The organism is Microcoleus sp. K4-B3, from assembly GCF_036704615.1.
Taxonomy (GTDB): Bacteria; Cyanobacteriota; Cyanobacteriia; order Cyanobacteriales; family Microcoleaceae; genus Microcoleus.
The window spans coordinates 23213-37888 of record NZ_JAUBSF010000009.1 but is presented as its reverse complement, the minus strand read 5'-3'; the positions used below and the strand labels follow the sequence as shown (position 1 = coordinate 37888).

Annotated in this window: 9 protein-coding genes; 7 read left to right on the top strand and 2 right to left on the bottom strand. The window is 48.7% G+C overall.

The window, feature by feature from the left end:
- Nucleotides 1-48: 48 nt before the first annotated feature.
- Complete coding sequence (locus tag QUA78_RS06800) at nucleotides 49-1290, top strand: exonuclease SbcCD subunit D (protein WP_333300752.1); 1242 nt, start codon at nucleotides 49-51, stop codon at nucleotides 1288-1290.
- A gap of 224 nt (nucleotides 1291-1514) precedes the next feature.
- Here QUA78_RS06800 and fmt read toward each other — a convergent pair whose 3' ends face one another.
- Together fmt and QUA78_RS06790 are read right to left on the bottom strand one after the other, a co-directional pair.
- Entirely contained in the window at nucleotides 1515-2513 is a 999-nt protein-coding gene (gene fmt / locus QUA78_RS06795; protein ID WP_333300750.1) for a methionyl-tRNA formyltransferase, read from the bottom strand.
- Between the two features lie 37 nt (nucleotides 2514-2550).
- Nucleotides 2551-3129: a Uma2 family endonuclease gene (locus QUA78_RS06790; RefSeq protein ID WP_333300748.1), complete on the bottom strand. Its 579-nt coding sequence runs from the start codon at nucleotides 3127-3129 to the stop codon at nucleotides 2551-2553.
- 51 nt (nucleotides 3130-3180) lie between these two features.
- On the opposite strand from QUA78_RS06790, the gene QUA78_RS06785 reads away from it, so the two are divergent.
- The 6 genes from QUA78_RS06785 (at nucleotide 3181) to QUA78_RS06760 (ending at nucleotide 14620) form a co-directional block, all read left to right on the top strand.
- The gene (locus tag QUA78_RS06785) at nucleotides 3181-4131 is read left to right on the top strand and encodes an RsmB/NOP family class I SAM-dependent RNA methyltransferase (RefSeq protein ID WP_333300747.1); all 951 of its coding nucleotides are present in this window, start codon (nucleotides 3181-3183) and stop codon (nucleotides 4129-4131) included.
- 64 nt (nucleotides 4132-4195) lie between these two features.
- Nucleotides 4196-5524, top strand: coding sequence for an ABC transporter substrate-binding protein (locus QUA78_RS06780; protein ID WP_333300745.1), 1329 nt, complete (start codon nucleotides 4196-4198; stop codon nucleotides 5522-5524).
- A 553-nt stretch (nucleotides 5525-6077) separates the two neighbouring features.
- A complete protein-coding gene (locus tag QUA78_RS06775; RefSeq protein ID WP_333300744.1) occupies nucleotides 6078-8591 on the top strand; it encodes an MASE1 domain-containing protein in 2514 nt (837 codons plus the stop codon).
- 884 nt (nucleotides 8592-9475) lie between these two features.
- Nucleotides 9476-13195: a response regulator gene (locus tag QUA78_RS06770; RefSeq protein WP_333300742.1), complete on the top strand. Its 3720-nt coding sequence runs from the start codon at nucleotides 9476-9478 to the stop codon at nucleotides 13193-13195.
- Nucleotides 13188-13562: a response regulator gene (locus QUA78_RS06765; RefSeq protein ID WP_333300741.1), complete on the top strand. Its 375-nt coding sequence runs from the start codon at nucleotides 13188-13190 to the stop codon at nucleotides 13560-13562. Before QUA78_RS06770 ends, QUA78_RS06765 begins: the two co-directional genes overlap by 8 nt.
- The gene (locus QUA78_RS06760; protein WP_333300739.1) at nucleotides 13559-14620 is read left to right on the top strand and encodes an adenylate/guanylate cyclase domain-containing protein; all 1062 of its coding nucleotides are present in this window, start codon (nucleotides 13559-13561) and stop codon (nucleotides 14618-14620) included. Before QUA78_RS06765 ends, QUA78_RS06760 begins: the two co-directional genes overlap by 4 nt.
- The last annotated feature ends 56 nt before the right edge of the window (nucleotides 14621-14676 follow it).

The window sequence follows — 14676 nt, the reverse complement described above, 5'->3', positions numbered from 1 at the left end:
TCAGTCCTCACTACGAACCGCAACGATAGCTAACAAATAGAAAAAACAATGATTAAAATCTTACACCTTTCAGACATTCACATGGGAAGCGGCTTTTCTCACGGCCGGGTTAATCCAGAAACTGGTTTAAATACGCGGCTGGAAGACTTCGCGGCGACGCTGAGCAAATGTATGGACAGAGCAATTTCTGAACCCGTAGATTTAGTCGTATTCGGCGGCGATGCTTTCCCGGATTCGACGCCTCCACCGTTTGTCAAAGAGGCTTTTGCTTGCCAATTTAGCCGCTTGGTGGACGCGCAAATTCCGACGGTTTTGCTAGTAGGAAATCACGACCAACATTCTCAGGGACAAGGCGGCGCGAGTTTGGGGATTTATCGGACTTTGGGGATACCTAAGTTTATTGTAGGCGATCGCCTGGACACTCACCTGATTCATACCCGCAGCGGGCCCGTACAGGTGGTAACATTACCTTGGTTGACTCGATCGACTTTAATGACACGTTCCGAGACTGAAAGCCTGTCTATGGGCGATGTTAACCAATTATTAACCGAAAAACTGACGATCGCAATGGAAGGCGAAATTCGCCGCCTTAACCCCGACATACCAACTGTACTTTTAGCGCATTTAATGGCAGATAAAGCGAGTTTGGGTGCCGAGCGTTTTTTAGCAGTTGGCAAAGGTTTTAACATTCCCGTTTCTATGCTAACTCGCCCTTGTTTTGATTACGTTGCTCTCGGCCACGTTCACAAACACCAAAATCTAAATTTATCCAACAATCCGCCCGTAATTTATCCCGGAAGTATCGAAAGAGTTGATTTTAGCGAAGAGAAAGAAGATAAAGGTTTTGTGTTAGTTAATTTGGAACGGGGAAAAGCTGAGTGGGAATTTTGCACTTTGCCAGTGCGGGTGTTTCAGACGATTAAAGTGAATGTTTCCGAATCCGAAAACCCGCAAGCTGAGCTGGTGAAAGCTATTGGGAAGAAGGAGATCGCAGACGCGGTTGTGAGATTGATCTACCAATTGCGATCGGAACAATTAGATTTAATCGACAACGCAGAATTGCACGCACTTCTGGGCGAAGCGCACAGCTACACAATTCAACCGGAATTAGTCAGTCAGCTAGCAAGGCCGCGGTTGCCAGAATTGAATGCTAATAATAGTATAGAACCGTTAGACGCTTTGAAAACTTATCTGGCAAGTCGCGAAGATTTGAAAGATGTTGCGGAGAGTATGTTAGAGGCGGCACAAGGTTTGTTGGGTGGTGGCGAGGAAGTTTTGGTCGAATTTTAGGTCAAGAATCGCGCATCTAATTATATCGTTTTCGGTGGCATCGGAATGATACTGAGGACACGGCAGTGCCGTGTCCCTACCCCGATTAATTGTAGGGAATTAGGCACTCGCGGTGTCCTGACTGTGAGTAATATTAATTCCGATGCTACCGGAGTTAATATTACAGGATAATTTTGCTTCCAAGTATTGTATGGTGGGCATCTTGCCCGCCCTAAATATACTATTTAACTCCCAAAAATCTCACCCAGCGCCAAGCGAGTTCCATTCGCAAAATCCACCCCAGACTGCACCTTTTTCCCCGCCAACTGCACCTCCCGCAACAATAATAAACCATCACCGGTTTGGACGATCGCCCCCAACCCCTTCACAACCTTCACAACTTCCCCATTCGCGCCCGACAACTGGGCTAAAACAGGCCATTCGCGTTCCAAAACTCTTAAATCCGTTGGCATTTGCAGCCAATATTCTGGCCCCACGGGCACAGTAGCCATCACCTTCAGAGAATTGCCGCGAAAACTGGTTGTGCAATCCGGGAAAAAGCCCCTAACTTGATTGTGAAGGTCGATCGCACTTTTCGACCAATCCAGCACAAAATCGGCACTCTTAATCATCGGCGCGTAAGTTGCCTCAGCATCATTTTGAACAACAGCTTTAACTTCTCCATCCCTCAATTTAATCAAAGTTTCTATCAACAAATCCGCCCCAAGTTCCGCCAACCTGTCACCCAAAGAATCAGCATTATCCAACAGCGTAATCCCCGCAAAAGCCTTCAACAGCATCGCGCCAGTATCCATGCCAGCATCCATCAGCATAGTAGTAATTCCCGTCGCCTTTTCCCCGTCAACAAGACAGCGCTGAATCGGCGCGGCACCGCGATACTTCGGCAAAATTGAACCGTGAACGTTAACGCAAGCCAAATTAGGAATATCCAGAATTTCTTGAGAAAGAATCTGGCCGTAAGCTACCACCACAAAAACATCGGCCGCCGCTTCCCGCAACTTAGCAAGCGTTTCCGCATCCTTCTTAATTCGTCGCGGCTGCCAAACCGGGAGACTGTGATTTAAACCCGCCATTTTTACAGGTGAAGGCATCAATTTATTGCCCCTTCCCCGGCGTTTGTCCGGCTGAGTCACCACACCCACAACCTCAAATTCTGGATGACTCAGCAAACTGGATAAACTAGGAACAGCAAAGTCGGGAGTGCCAAAAAAGACAATTTTCATAGATTTTTACTTATTTCGTACAATAATAACAACAAAACTACGCCATTAATTCATCCACCGCCACCCTAAATCCTGCCAAAACAACCTGAGTTATCGCCACCTCACCAGGCTTGAACAAAACCACCTGACTTTGAGTAATTACTAACACCCAACTACTCTTAGGAAACAGCAGCCAAACTTCCAAACATCCCGATTCTAAATACTCCTGTGCCTTAGCAAAAACATCATCTGCAAAGTCGCTAGGCGAAACAATCTCAGCTAGCAGCGGAAAACTCTGCGCCAAAACTGAAAACTCCCCAACTTGCGCCAACAGTTCAGGAGTAATATAAGATACATCGGGTATTCGCCCTTTTTTCAGAGTTTGACAAGTGACTTCCACATAAACCTCGCCTCCTTGGCCGCTTGAGATCATGTAACTTCTCCAGTAATAATCTAGCTTTGATTGAATGCGGCGAGTCTTTGCAGTCATTCCCGGTTTCCCCACTACTTCTCCATTGACAAATTCTACAGGATGTTTGACTATAACTTTACCGTCCGCCCACTCCGTCCCGTCAGGAGGATTTTGCATCCATTCTTCCAAAGTTAAATCTAACTGTTCTACACTAGGAATTATCATCTGATTTACAGTTTTTAGTGTTCATCTCAATCTTATCATATCTGTCAGAACATGGAAAGCCCATCTAATCTCCTGCTTAAACTCAGCCGCAGCTTATTTGCCGACACCGCCGAACAAGAAAACTTTATTCAGGCCGTCACAAATCCCCAACCTTTTAATCCTGCCATCTTGTGGCTGCAACCAAAACCCACAGAACACCCATTTACGGTCGAAATTCCCGTCTCTTGGCAACCGGAATTTGTAGATAGACTGGCCTTAGAATCCCAGCCGGGAAAACATTCCTTACACCAAGCAGGACATTACTACTGTCTCGACTTTTCCTCAATCTTCGCCGCCTCCACCTTATTAACAATACCGCAGCCCATCAAACTAATCTTAGATATGTGCGCCGCCCCCGGAGGTAAAAGTGTATTTTCCTGGAAAACATTAAACCCAGAATTGCTGTTGTGTAACGAAGTCATAGGCAAACGCATGGGAATGCTGATCTCTAATTTAAGACGCTGCCAAATTCTACCATCCGCCGCCGCTAACGTCGATTCCAAAATACTTGCCGAAAAAATACCACAAACTGCTAATTTAGTAATAGTAGATGCTCCTTGTACTGGTCAATCACTCTTAGCAAAAGGAGACAAAGCACCCGGATGCTTTCATCATGTCACCATCAACAGCAATGCCAACCGCCAAAAAAGAATCTTAGCCAATTCTGCTAAAATTGTAGCGCCCCAAGGTTATCTTGCATACATGACCTGCACTTATTCAACCGCAGAAAACGAACAAGTCAGCGAATGGCTGTTAAGCAAATTTCCCGAATTTCAGCCAGTCACTGTTCCTCATTTAGAAAAATATCGATCGCACCTGACAGAAATTCCTTGCTATCGGATGTGGCCGCAAGATAAACTAGGAGCAGGAGCTTTTACCGTTTTGTTTCAAAACACCTCAGCAGGACAGACAAATCAGCTACCCGCAGATTTTATAGAATTAGCCCGTTTTACCAACCTCTAACTATCCGCGTCCATCGGCGTTCATCTGCGGTTAAAAAAACTTCTTTCCTGAATACAACTAAAAAATGATTTTATCAAAATTATCCCAAGCCATCAAAATGCAACTCAAACTAGCTGCTTGCATTTTACTTATTTTAAATTTGCTAATATTAAGCGGCTGTGAAAGCCCAGAAAAAAACAGCGAAAAGATTAAAATTACACTGTGGCACGGCATCAATCCTCCACCAAATCGCGACGTATTTCAAACCCTCACAGACAAATTCAACAAAACGCATCCCAACATCCAGATAAAACCAGTTTACATCGGCCAGCCAGACCAACAACTCCCAAAAATACTAACAGCAATAGTTGGAAATGCACCGCCGGATTTGCTGTGGAATAGTGCCACAATTTCAGGAAAGCTAGCAGAACTCAACGCAATTCAACCCTTAGAAAACTGGCTTAACAAATCGCCCCGGAAAGCCGAAATCGACCCGGCACTCTTCGAGTCAATGGAACTGGGCGGACATACTTGGTCAGTTCCCCTAGGTACAAATAACACCGCCATATTTTACCGTCCCAGCTTATTTAAAGCAGCAGGAATCAAAAAAGTTCCCCAGAATTGGGCGCAATTAAAGCAAGCAGCCCGATCGCTCACCCGAGACACCAACGGAGACGGCCGCACAGACCAACACGGCATAGTGCTCCCCCTAGGCAAAGGAGAATGGACAGTATTTACCTGGCTGCCATTCATGTTCAGCGCAGGTGGCGAACTCAAAGCCGCAACACCTCAAACTCCCGTACCCCAAATAGACAATCCCGGTTCTCGCGCGGCCTTAGAATTGTGGAGCGACTTGTTAAAAGAAGGTTCAGCAATACTGTCAGCACCAGAACGCGGTTACGAACTCGACAACTTCATCGCCGGGAAAGTCGCCATGCAAATCACCGGGCCGTGGACGCTAGCACAATTGCAGCAAAGCCCGATCGACTACGCAGTGATGCCGATACCCGCCCTCAAACGCCCCGCAGCCGTCGTTGGAGGTGAAAACCTATTTTTAATGAAAACCTCCCCTGAACGAGAGCGAGCAGCCCTAGAATTCTTAGAATACGTTCTAGGTGAAGAATTCCAAACAGCATGGGCATTGGGAACAGGTTACTTGCCAATTAACTTAAAATCGAGACAGAGCCAAGCTTATCAAAGCTTTGTCGAAAAAAACCCTGTTTTGCGAGTATTTTTAGAGCAAATGAACTCCGCCAGAGCGCGACCCATTATTTCAGGTTACTCCCGCCTGTCAGAAAATCTCGGTCGCGCCATAGAGGCAACCCTTCTCGGCCGCAACCCCCAAGACGCCCTTAAAGAATCTCAAGAGCGTTTGACACTAACCTTAGATATTGCAACAGCCAAAGGGAAATAGAGAATAAAAAAAATTTGCTGTAAATTATCTGCTTTCACTGTATTGAATCAAAAGACTTGAAGCATCAATTAATTGGTTGAAAATCCAGTTAAAATCACTTCTGCCTGCACTTCTAGTCAGAAACCGGATTTCTTGCCTTGGGCTTACCTGAAAGCTGAGATTTTGTGTCGCTGTTATCGGTTGCTTGGGTATTATTGACAATGGTGCAAGATGTTAGGTTAAATCGAGTTGCGATCGCCCGACACGAAAAGACACCGGCTGTCCCTCGGTAATAAATTTTTAACAAAAACCCAAAATTTACAAACCAAATGCTTAGTCATTACAGATATATTGGCAAAAAACGGCTACCCCCGAAATTTATGCGCAGATTCGATCGCACAGCAAAAAAAAACCGAACCTTCAACGGCGCCACAAAAAGTTAGCTCAAAAGGTTCTCCCCCTACCTACCACCCATGACCTACCATCACTTAATAGAAACATTTTCTCTACCCTGTGCCCGTCCCGTGCCACCTACTGAAACCCCAACAACCGTCCACCTTTTCCCCAAACGACCATGCAGACAAAGTTCCTTAACGCCATCAGAGGACATTCCTGGCGGTACTTCCTCGCAGTAGGTGCGATCGCCCTGACCTACTATGGGGCGTCGCGATTCGCCGTTTCCACCCTCACCCTCAGTTCAGAAATTTACCCGATGTGGCCAGCAGCAGGAATTGCCCAAGTCGCCCTGCTGCTGTTCGGGCGGCAACTGTGGCCGGGAATCGCGATCGGAGGCTTCCTGTTCAGCATGAGCGTACCGCCGGCCAACATCGGCACGGCATTGATATCGGCAGGCGCCAGAACCCTGCAAGCGTGGACGGGAACTTATCTACTGCAGCGCATTAACTTTAGCGCAGGGCTCGATCGGCTCAAAGACGTTTTAGGAATAGTCGGACTAGCAGCCTTAGGATCTACCCTGATCAACTCCACCATTGGCAGCATTGTCCTATGCCTGAGCAGTTTATCTAGCTGCAGCAATTTTGGCACGATTTGGGCGACTTGGTGGGTGGGAGACGCTATGGGAATTTTGCTCGTCGCCCCGCTGCTGCTGACGTGGCAACAATTCCCCAAAGTCTCCACCCATCGCAAAAAGATAGCTGAACGAGCGATTTGGCTGCTGCTGCTGCTAGCAGTCGGCTGGCTCGTCTTCTGCTCGCGCACCCGCGCCGCCTACGCCCGCTATCCCCTCGAATACTTACCATTTCCCCTAGTAGTGTGGGCTGCCTTTCGATTCGGCCAGCGCTACACGGCCCTCTCCAACTTCATCCTCTGCGGCTTTGCCATCTGGGGCATAGCCCGAAGCAGCGGCCCCTTTTTCAAACACGCCAGCAGCATCCCCCAAGCACTGTTATCCCTGCAAGCCTTCATCGCCGTCATCGCCGTCACCGGCTTAGTCTTAGCCGCCACCGTCGCCGAACGCAACCAAGCAGAAGCCTCGCTGCGCGCCAGCGAAGCCAGCCTCGCCAACGCCCAGCGCATCGCCCAACTAGGCAACTGGGACTTAGACCGCAACACCCAGCAATTGCGGTGGTCAGAGGAAATTTATCGCATCCTGGGAGAGCGACCGAGAACTTTTGAACCCAGCCTTGAAGCCTTCTTGGAATACGTGCACCCCGAAGACAGAGAATTAGTCAAAACCTCGATCGAAGCCGCTTTATTTCAGCAACAGCCTTACAGCATCGACTACAGGCTCGTACTCCCCGACGGCAGCAACCGCACAGTCTACGAACAAGCCGCCGTCAACTCCCTCTACATCACCAGCACCGTCCAAGACATCACAGACAGAAAGCGGGCCGAAGCCGCCCTGCGTTCTTCAGAAGAAAGATTTTCCAAGACCTTTCACGCCTCCCCAGTCGGTATCAGCATCTGCACCCTCACAGACGGATGCTTCCTCGATGCCAACGAAAGCTTTTTGCGCTCATTAGGATGGCTGCGGCACGAATTTATCGGCCGCACCGCCAGCGAGTTAAAAATCTTGGTCAATTCAGAAGACGGGCGGCGGCTAGCCCAGATTTTGCAAGCACAAAATTCGATCAGCAACCAAGAAATCAAAATTCGCACCAAAGCCGGCGAAGTGCGCGACTGGCTGCTGTCAGTGGAACTCATCGACCTCGGCAGCACTCAGTGCGTTTTAATCATGACCAGCGACATCACCGAACGCTTGCGTTCCGAAGAATTCCGCCGGGCCGCATTAGCGGCGGAAGCTGCAAATCGCTCGAAAACCATTTTTCTCGCCAACATGAGTCACGAACTCAGAACCCCCCTCAACGCCATCATCGGCTACAGCGAGATCCTGCAAGAAGACGCCCGAGACCTCGGTGCCGAAGAGTTCATCGACGACCTCCAGAGAATTAACACGGCCGGCAAGCACCTACTAGACCTGATTAAAGATATTCTCGACTTGACCAAAATTGAAGCAGGCCGCATCGACTTCCACCTCGAAACCTTCACCATTTCAACTCTGCTTGAGGAAGTAGTCGCCACGATCGCGCCGATGGCAGACAAAAATAGCAATATCCTAGAAATACAATGCCCCGAGGATATTGGCTCAATGCAGACCGACTTGACTAAACTCCGGCAGTCTCTGCTCAACCTCCTCAGCAATGCCGCGAAATTTACTTGCTCCGGCGCGATTACCTTCGCCGTTACCCGATCCGTCGAAACCCCCGCCGACTCTGCAAAGAAAGGAAAAAAACTTGGAGCGTATAGAGAAGGTGGCCAAGCTGAAAATAGCTTATCTCTCTTATCTTCCCCTCAAGATTGGATCGTTTTTACAGTCAAAGATACCGGCATTGGCATGAATCCCGAACAGTTAGCCAAAATCTTTGAGCCTTTCACCCAAGCCGATTCCTCAACTACTAAGAAGTACGGCGGCACTGGTTTGGGGCTGACGATTACTAAGAAATTCTGCGAAATGATGGGCGGAGACATTACCGCATTCAGCGAGGTGGGCAAAGGTTCTACTTTTACCATTCGGCTGCCAGCTATTTTCACCGACCTTTCGATATCAACCGAAAACTCTGATAAATAATAATTTTTTAACAGTTATTTTCAATTGCTACTAAATTTATTAGCCTCCGCAATTTGCTGATTATTTCGCTAGCAGGTATGGAGATTTTGAACATATAGCAGAAGCAAGAAGGAAGACTGAAGTTGCAATATCAGAGTTCATTTTTTAGCAATAATTAAGAATGTCCTAACCGTCGGGCGCGGTTTCTATAATTTATCATATCGATCGACTCATTTTTATTAATTTTATTCTTAAAACTAGGTATAATATCATGTTTTGCTCTCTAACCATAATTAAATTCGCAGTAAGTAACAAAGTCCTGATAGAGTTTCCGCTGGCATCGGAATAATCAGAGTGCAGTGCGAGCGTCGTGCTCGCACCCTCGGTATCATTTCTAACCGGATTTTGATTTTATATCGCTCCAGAAACCCGGTTTCTTCACCTAAGTCGGGCCGTCAAAAAAGCGATTTTTGGCATAAACCAGGTTTTTGAGCGTAAGTTAACTTGATAAGATACCATTTTTGAGTGTGCGGCCGACATTCAGAACATGGGTTTGGTGACAATCGAAAAAGTTTTGATACTATTATAGAAAGCGTCCATAGGGTAAGGACGTTCTTAATTGCTAAAACCCTCGCTTTTATTGCTTCTTCCTTCTTCCTTCTTTTTACCCTGAGCGACTTGCCCGATCCCGAAGCCGAAGGGAGCCGAAGGGCCTTCAACATCTGCTATAAATATAATTAGCGCAGTTGGAAAAATTTTGGAGAGCAGAGATGCTCGATCGGCTTTTAGATAAAACCTATGAGAAAGTTCGATCCCGTACCTTTCCACTAACTGTATAGCGGGGTATATATACTATTAATTAAAAAGATATACTGTATAAAGTTGCCTACAAAGCGCCAGAAATTATGCATTCTCACCTCCAGCGCCAACTCGAACAGCTCGGTTTAGCCAGGGAGTCCCCCCCTCCCAATGCCGAGCAGTGGCAGCTATTCTTAGAGCAGGTAAGTTGTAGCTACGAGGGAGCTCGGAGCGAGCAGGAACCGCTGCGGCATGATTGTTTGAACTCCGATCCGGTGGCGCTACAGGATTTGGTTCCCTCGCCCCAGTCCCCTCAAGACTCTCCAGCAGCTTCAGAAATCGATCGACTGCGAGCCACTGTCAACAATTTGGGGGCGGGATTGTGTATCCTTGACGCGAAGGGGTTTGTCATCTCGGTGAATCCAGAGGCCGAACGCTTGCTGGGGTGGCGAGATTCGGAACTTGCAGGCCTTTCCCTGCTACAGCGCATCGCCAGTCAGCAAAATCAAAGCAAGAAATCCCAAGTTTTGAGCGCTCCGAAACAGTTCCAAAGCAAGAGTGAAGATGGGACGATCGCACCTACACTAGGTTTACAAGAGGCGATCGCCTCCGGTCAACCTTGCAGCAATTGGGACGACGAGTTTCTGTGCCGCGACGGCAAGATTTTACCAGTTTCCTATTTTTTCAATCCCGCAGTTGAGGGCGGCGAAATATCAGTCTTGGTGTTTTTTGACATTAGAGAACACAAACAATCGCTCTCGATGCTGCAAGCCGTTCTAGAATCTACAGATGCTGGAATTATAGCGGTTGACAGAAACGGCAATATATGCAATTATAATCAGAAATTTGTCGAGATGTGGGGTTTGTCCGCCAGCCAAGGAAAGTTGAGCCGATCGACCTTCGGCCCTGTCAAAAAAACCATCCAAACAGGATTCCCCTTCGCCCGAGAACAATTAAAAGATCCCCAAGGATTTCTCCAAAACGCGATCGAAGTGTCGGCAGATCCAGATACTCAAATCAGCGAATTATTAGAATTTAAAGACGGAAAAATTATCGAATTAAATTCGTTACCCTCAAAAAAAGTCGGAGCGAACAGAGTCGGGAGAGTCTGGAGCTTTCGAGACGTTACCGAGCGCAAAAAAGTAGAACAATCTTTGCAGTATCAAGTAGAATTCAATCAGTTGATTGCCAGTTGGTCAACCCATTTCATCAGTCAGGCCGCATCGGGAATAGACAAAAGCATCGATCGAACTCTGGAAGCGATCGCCACTTTGAGCGGGTTTGACCGCAGTTACATCTACCTGTTATCTCAAGACAAAACCCGTGCCGACAAAACCTACGAGTGGTGCGCTGACGGCATTCCGGTAATAAAAGGCAGCACCGACAAACAAATAAACATCGCACAAATCCCTTGGATCGCAGAAAAGCTCGATCGCGCAGAATGCCTTTATATTCCCGAAATCGGCGAACTCCCGCCCCCAGCCAAAGCCGAAATTGCCTATTTTGTCGGTCAAACTCCCGCCCAATTCCAGACAGACTCCCCATCCCCAACAGCCAATCAAACAGCAATCGCCTCAATACCTTCAATTGGCGCTTCCCTCTATAATTTAGAATCAAAAAAACAGCTAAAAAATATCCAATCGCTGATAATTATTCCCCTAATTTGCAGCAGTAAAAACCTAGTAGGATTTCTCGGATTCGATGCCTTAAAGCAAACAGCAGGTCCATCGCCCGAAATATCCACACAGCTAAAAATGGTAGGAGAAATGCTCGCCAATGCCCTAGAGCGCAAGCGAGCAGAAGAAGCCTTGAGACAAGCCGAAACAAAATACCGCAGCATCTTTGAAAACGCAGTCGAAGGCATATTCCAGACCACCCCAAACGGGCGCTACCTCAGTGCAAATCCCGCACTAGCCCGCATTTACGGCTACGAATCCTCTACCCAAATGCTCGCCGAACTCACAAACCTCAACCGCCAACTTTACGTAGACCCCAAGCGACGCGCCGAGTTTATTGCCCAATTGGGCGCGCGCCGCCAAATATCAAAATTTGAATCCCAAATATACCGCCGAGACGGCAGCACGATCTGGATTTCCGAAAACGCCCGCAGCATCTGCGACGAAACCAGCAGCGTTTTGTACTACGAAGGCACAGTCCAAGACATCACCGATCGCAAACAGGCAGAATCCGCCATGCAGTCGGCCCTAGAAGCAGCAGAATCAGCCAACCGGGCAAAAAGCACATTTCTTGCCAACATGAGCCACGAACTGCGAACACCGCTCAATGCGATCGTCGGCTACAGCGAAATGCTTAAAGAAGAAGCCGAAGAATTGGGCGATGAAGCTTTCGTCCCCGACCTCGAAAAAATCCGCAGCGCCGGCAAACACCTGCTGTCCCTGATCGACGACATCCTAGATATCTCTAAAATTGAAGCAGGCCGAATGGATCTCTACTTAGAAACCTTCGACATCCATGCCTTAATTGAAAGTGCTGTCGCCACGGCGAGGCCGCTGGTCGAGAAAAACGGTAATACGCTAGAAGTGTACTGTCCAGACAACCTCGACACCATGCACGCCGACATGACCAAAGTCCGGCAAGTGCTGCTCAACCTGCTCAGCAACGCTGCCAAGTTCACCCAAAACGGGACAATTACGATCGGAGTGGAAAGAATTAAAAATGAACAATTAAAAATGATAAATCAAGAGGAATTTTCCCAAATTTTAATTTCCAACTCCGAATTTTTAAGTTTCCGCGTCGCCGACAGCGGTATCGGCATGACAAAAGAGCAATTGCAGCGAGTTTTCCAACCTTTCACCCAAGCTGACGCCTCGACTACCCGCAAGTACGGCGGCACGGGTTTGGGACTAGCTATCAGCCAGCGCTTCTGTCATATGATGGGTGGCAGCATTGAGGCCAGCAGCACGCTGGGCGCAGGCAGCACTTTCACCGTGCTCTTGCCCAGCGCGATTCAACAGCCGGAAATCGCCAACAAAGTCCGCGACAGCACTAACCCTCCGGTCGCCCCCGCTGTCGGCACGGTGCTGGTAGTTGACGACGACCCGATCTCGCGGGATTTGATCGAGCGCGCCCTCGCTCGCCAAGGGCTGCACGTAGAAGTCGCCGGCGGCGGCGAGCAAGCTCTCCGGCTCGCTAAGCAACTGCGGCCAGACGCGATTACCCTCGACGTGATTATGCCCGGAATGGACGGCTGGGCGGTACTCTCCGCGCTGAAGGCAGATCCTGACCTTGCCTCCATTCCCGTAATCCTGCTATCCTTTGTGGGCAACAAAAGCCTCGGCTTTGCATTGGGCGCTTCGGACTACCTTACCAAACCAGTGGACGGCAAACGGCTGGCTGCTTTGTTGAACAAGTACCGACGCGACCAAGACGGCGTTGCAAGTAACAATTTGACCTGTCAGATTCTCATTGTGGAAGACGACGTTGCCACGCGCAAAATACTGCGACGGATACTAGAAAGACAAGGCTGGGGAGTAACGGAAGCTGATAGTGGGCGCGCTGCTCTCGATCGGCTAAAAGTTGCTCGCCCGCACCTGATATTACTGGATTTGACGATGCCAGAAATGGATGGTTTTGAGTTGATCCGAGAACTTCGCAAATCGCATTCTGGAGATCCTATACCGATTGTAGCGATCGCGGGTAAAGACCTAACTCCACTCGAAAGCCAGCAGCTAAACGGCTACGTCGATCGGGTGCTACAAAAAGGAGTCTACAGTTGCGATACTTTGTTGCGCGATGTTCGCTCTATAGTGAATGACAGGTTCGATCGCAGGTACGACTCGAAAGGCAAGGAGAACACCAATGGCTAAAATCCTGTTGGTCGAAGATAACGAAATGAATAGGGATATGCTTTCCAGGCGTCTGGCCCGCAAGGGACACGAGGTCTTTATTGCTGTTGACGGTGCTGAGGGGGTGTCGATGGCGCTCGCGAAAGTACCGGATTTGATTCTGATGGATATGAGTCTGCCTGTGCTCGACGGGTGGCAAGCAACCCAGCAAATTAAGGCGGCTCCACAAACTAGCACGATTCCGGTGATTGCTCTGACAGCTCACGCAATGGCGGGCGATCGTGAAAAGTGTCTGGCCGCCGGCTGCGACGACTACGACACCAAACCGGTCGAGTTTCCCCGACTTTTGGGTAAAATTGAAACGCTTCTGAAAGAGGCCATGACATGAAAGGTGACGAGGGCAGCGTGCTGGTTGTTGACGACAATGAGGTAAACCGCGATTTGCTGGCCCGCCGACTTCAGCGTCAAGGCCACGTGGTCACTGTTGCTGAAGATGGTCTTCAAGCTCTGGAAATGTTGCGAAGAGATCCTTTTGATTTGGTTCTCCTAGACATTATGATGCCGCAAATGAACGGCTATCAGGTGCTGGAAAATCTGAAAGCGGACGAAAAGTTGCGCTATATCCCGGTGATTATGATTTCGGCGGTGGACGATATCGACAGTATCGTCCGGTGTATTGAGTTGGGGGCGGAGGATTATCTTTCTAAACCGTTCAATCCGGTATTGCTCAAGGCTCGGATTAGCGCTTGTCTGGAAAAGAAGCGGCTGCGGGATAAGGAGCAGGCGTATTTACACGAGTTGGCCCTGGAAAAGGAAAAGTCCGAGCGTTTGCTGTTAAATATTTTACCGAAGGCGATCGCGCAGCGCCTGAAACACGGGGAAAGTACGATCGCAGACAGTTTCGCTGAGGTAACAGTGATGTTTGCCGATTTGGTCGGTTTTACTAAGCTTTCGGCTCATTTATCGCCAGCTCAGTTGGTGGAGTTGCTCAACGAGATTTTTTCGGCTTTTGACGAGTTGGCCGAGCGCTACGGACTTGAGAAAATTAAGACGATCGGCGATGCTTATATGGTTGTTGGCGGTTTGCCGACGCCCAGCGACGACCACGCCGAGTCGATCGCCGAAATGGCGATCGAAATTCAAGCAGCCATGACTAAGATGCGCACCAAGGGAGGTCAGCCGCTCAGCATCCGCATCGGCATCCACACAGGCCCGGTAGAAGCTGGGGTAATCGGTACTAAAAAATTTACTTACGATTTGTGGGGAGATACGGTAAATACAGCTTCCCGGATGGAATCTCAAGGCGTCCCCGGTGGCATTCAGGTGACAGTTGCTACCTACGAGCGCCTGCGGGATAAGTACGTTTTTGAGGAGCGAGGCGTGATTCCGGTGAAAGGCAAAGGCGATATGATGACTTATCTGCTTGTAGCCCGAAACGCCTCATGATATCAATTCCGGTTGCACCGGAATGATGGGGAGTGGGGAGTGGGGTGTGGGGAGTG

What these genes read in the sequence shown, in the direction of transcription:
- QUA78_RS06800 (WP_333300752.1), top strand. Translation starts at nt 49, where the DNA reads ATGATTAAAATCTTACACCTTTCAGACATTCACATGGGAAGCGGCTTT.
- fmt (WP_333300750.1), bottom strand. Translation starts at nt 2,513, where the DNA reads ATGAAAATTGTCTTTTTTGGCACTCCCGACTTTGCTGTTCCTAGTTTA.
- QUA78_RS06790 (WP_333300748.1), bottom strand. Translation starts at nt 3,129, where the DNA reads ATGATAATTCCTAGTGTAGAACAGTTAGATTTAACTTTGGAAGAATGG.
- QUA78_RS06785 (WP_333300747.1), top strand. Translation starts at nt 3,181, where the DNA reads ATGGAAAGCCCATCTAATCTCCTGCTTAAACTCAGCCGCAGCTTATTT.
- QUA78_RS06780 (WP_333300745.1), top strand. Translation starts at nt 4,196, where the DNA reads ATGATTTTATCAAAATTATCCCAAGCCATCAAAATGCAACTCAAACTA.
- QUA78_RS06775 (WP_333300744.1), top strand. Translation starts at nt 6,078, where the DNA reads ATGCAGACAAAGTTCCTTAACGCCATCAGAGGACATTCCTGGCGGTAC.
- QUA78_RS06770 (WP_333300742.1), top strand. Translation starts at nt 9,476, where the DNA reads ATGCATTCTCACCTCCAGCGCCAACTCGAACAGCTCGGTTTAGCCAGG.
- QUA78_RS06765 (WP_333300741.1), top strand. Translation starts at nt 13,188, where the DNA reads ATGGCTAAAATCCTGTTGGTCGAAGATAACGAAATGAATAGGGATATG.
- QUA78_RS06760 (WP_333300739.1), top strand. Translation starts at nt 13,559, where the DNA reads ATGAAAGGTGACGAGGGCAGCGTGCTGGTTGTTGACGACAATGAGGTA.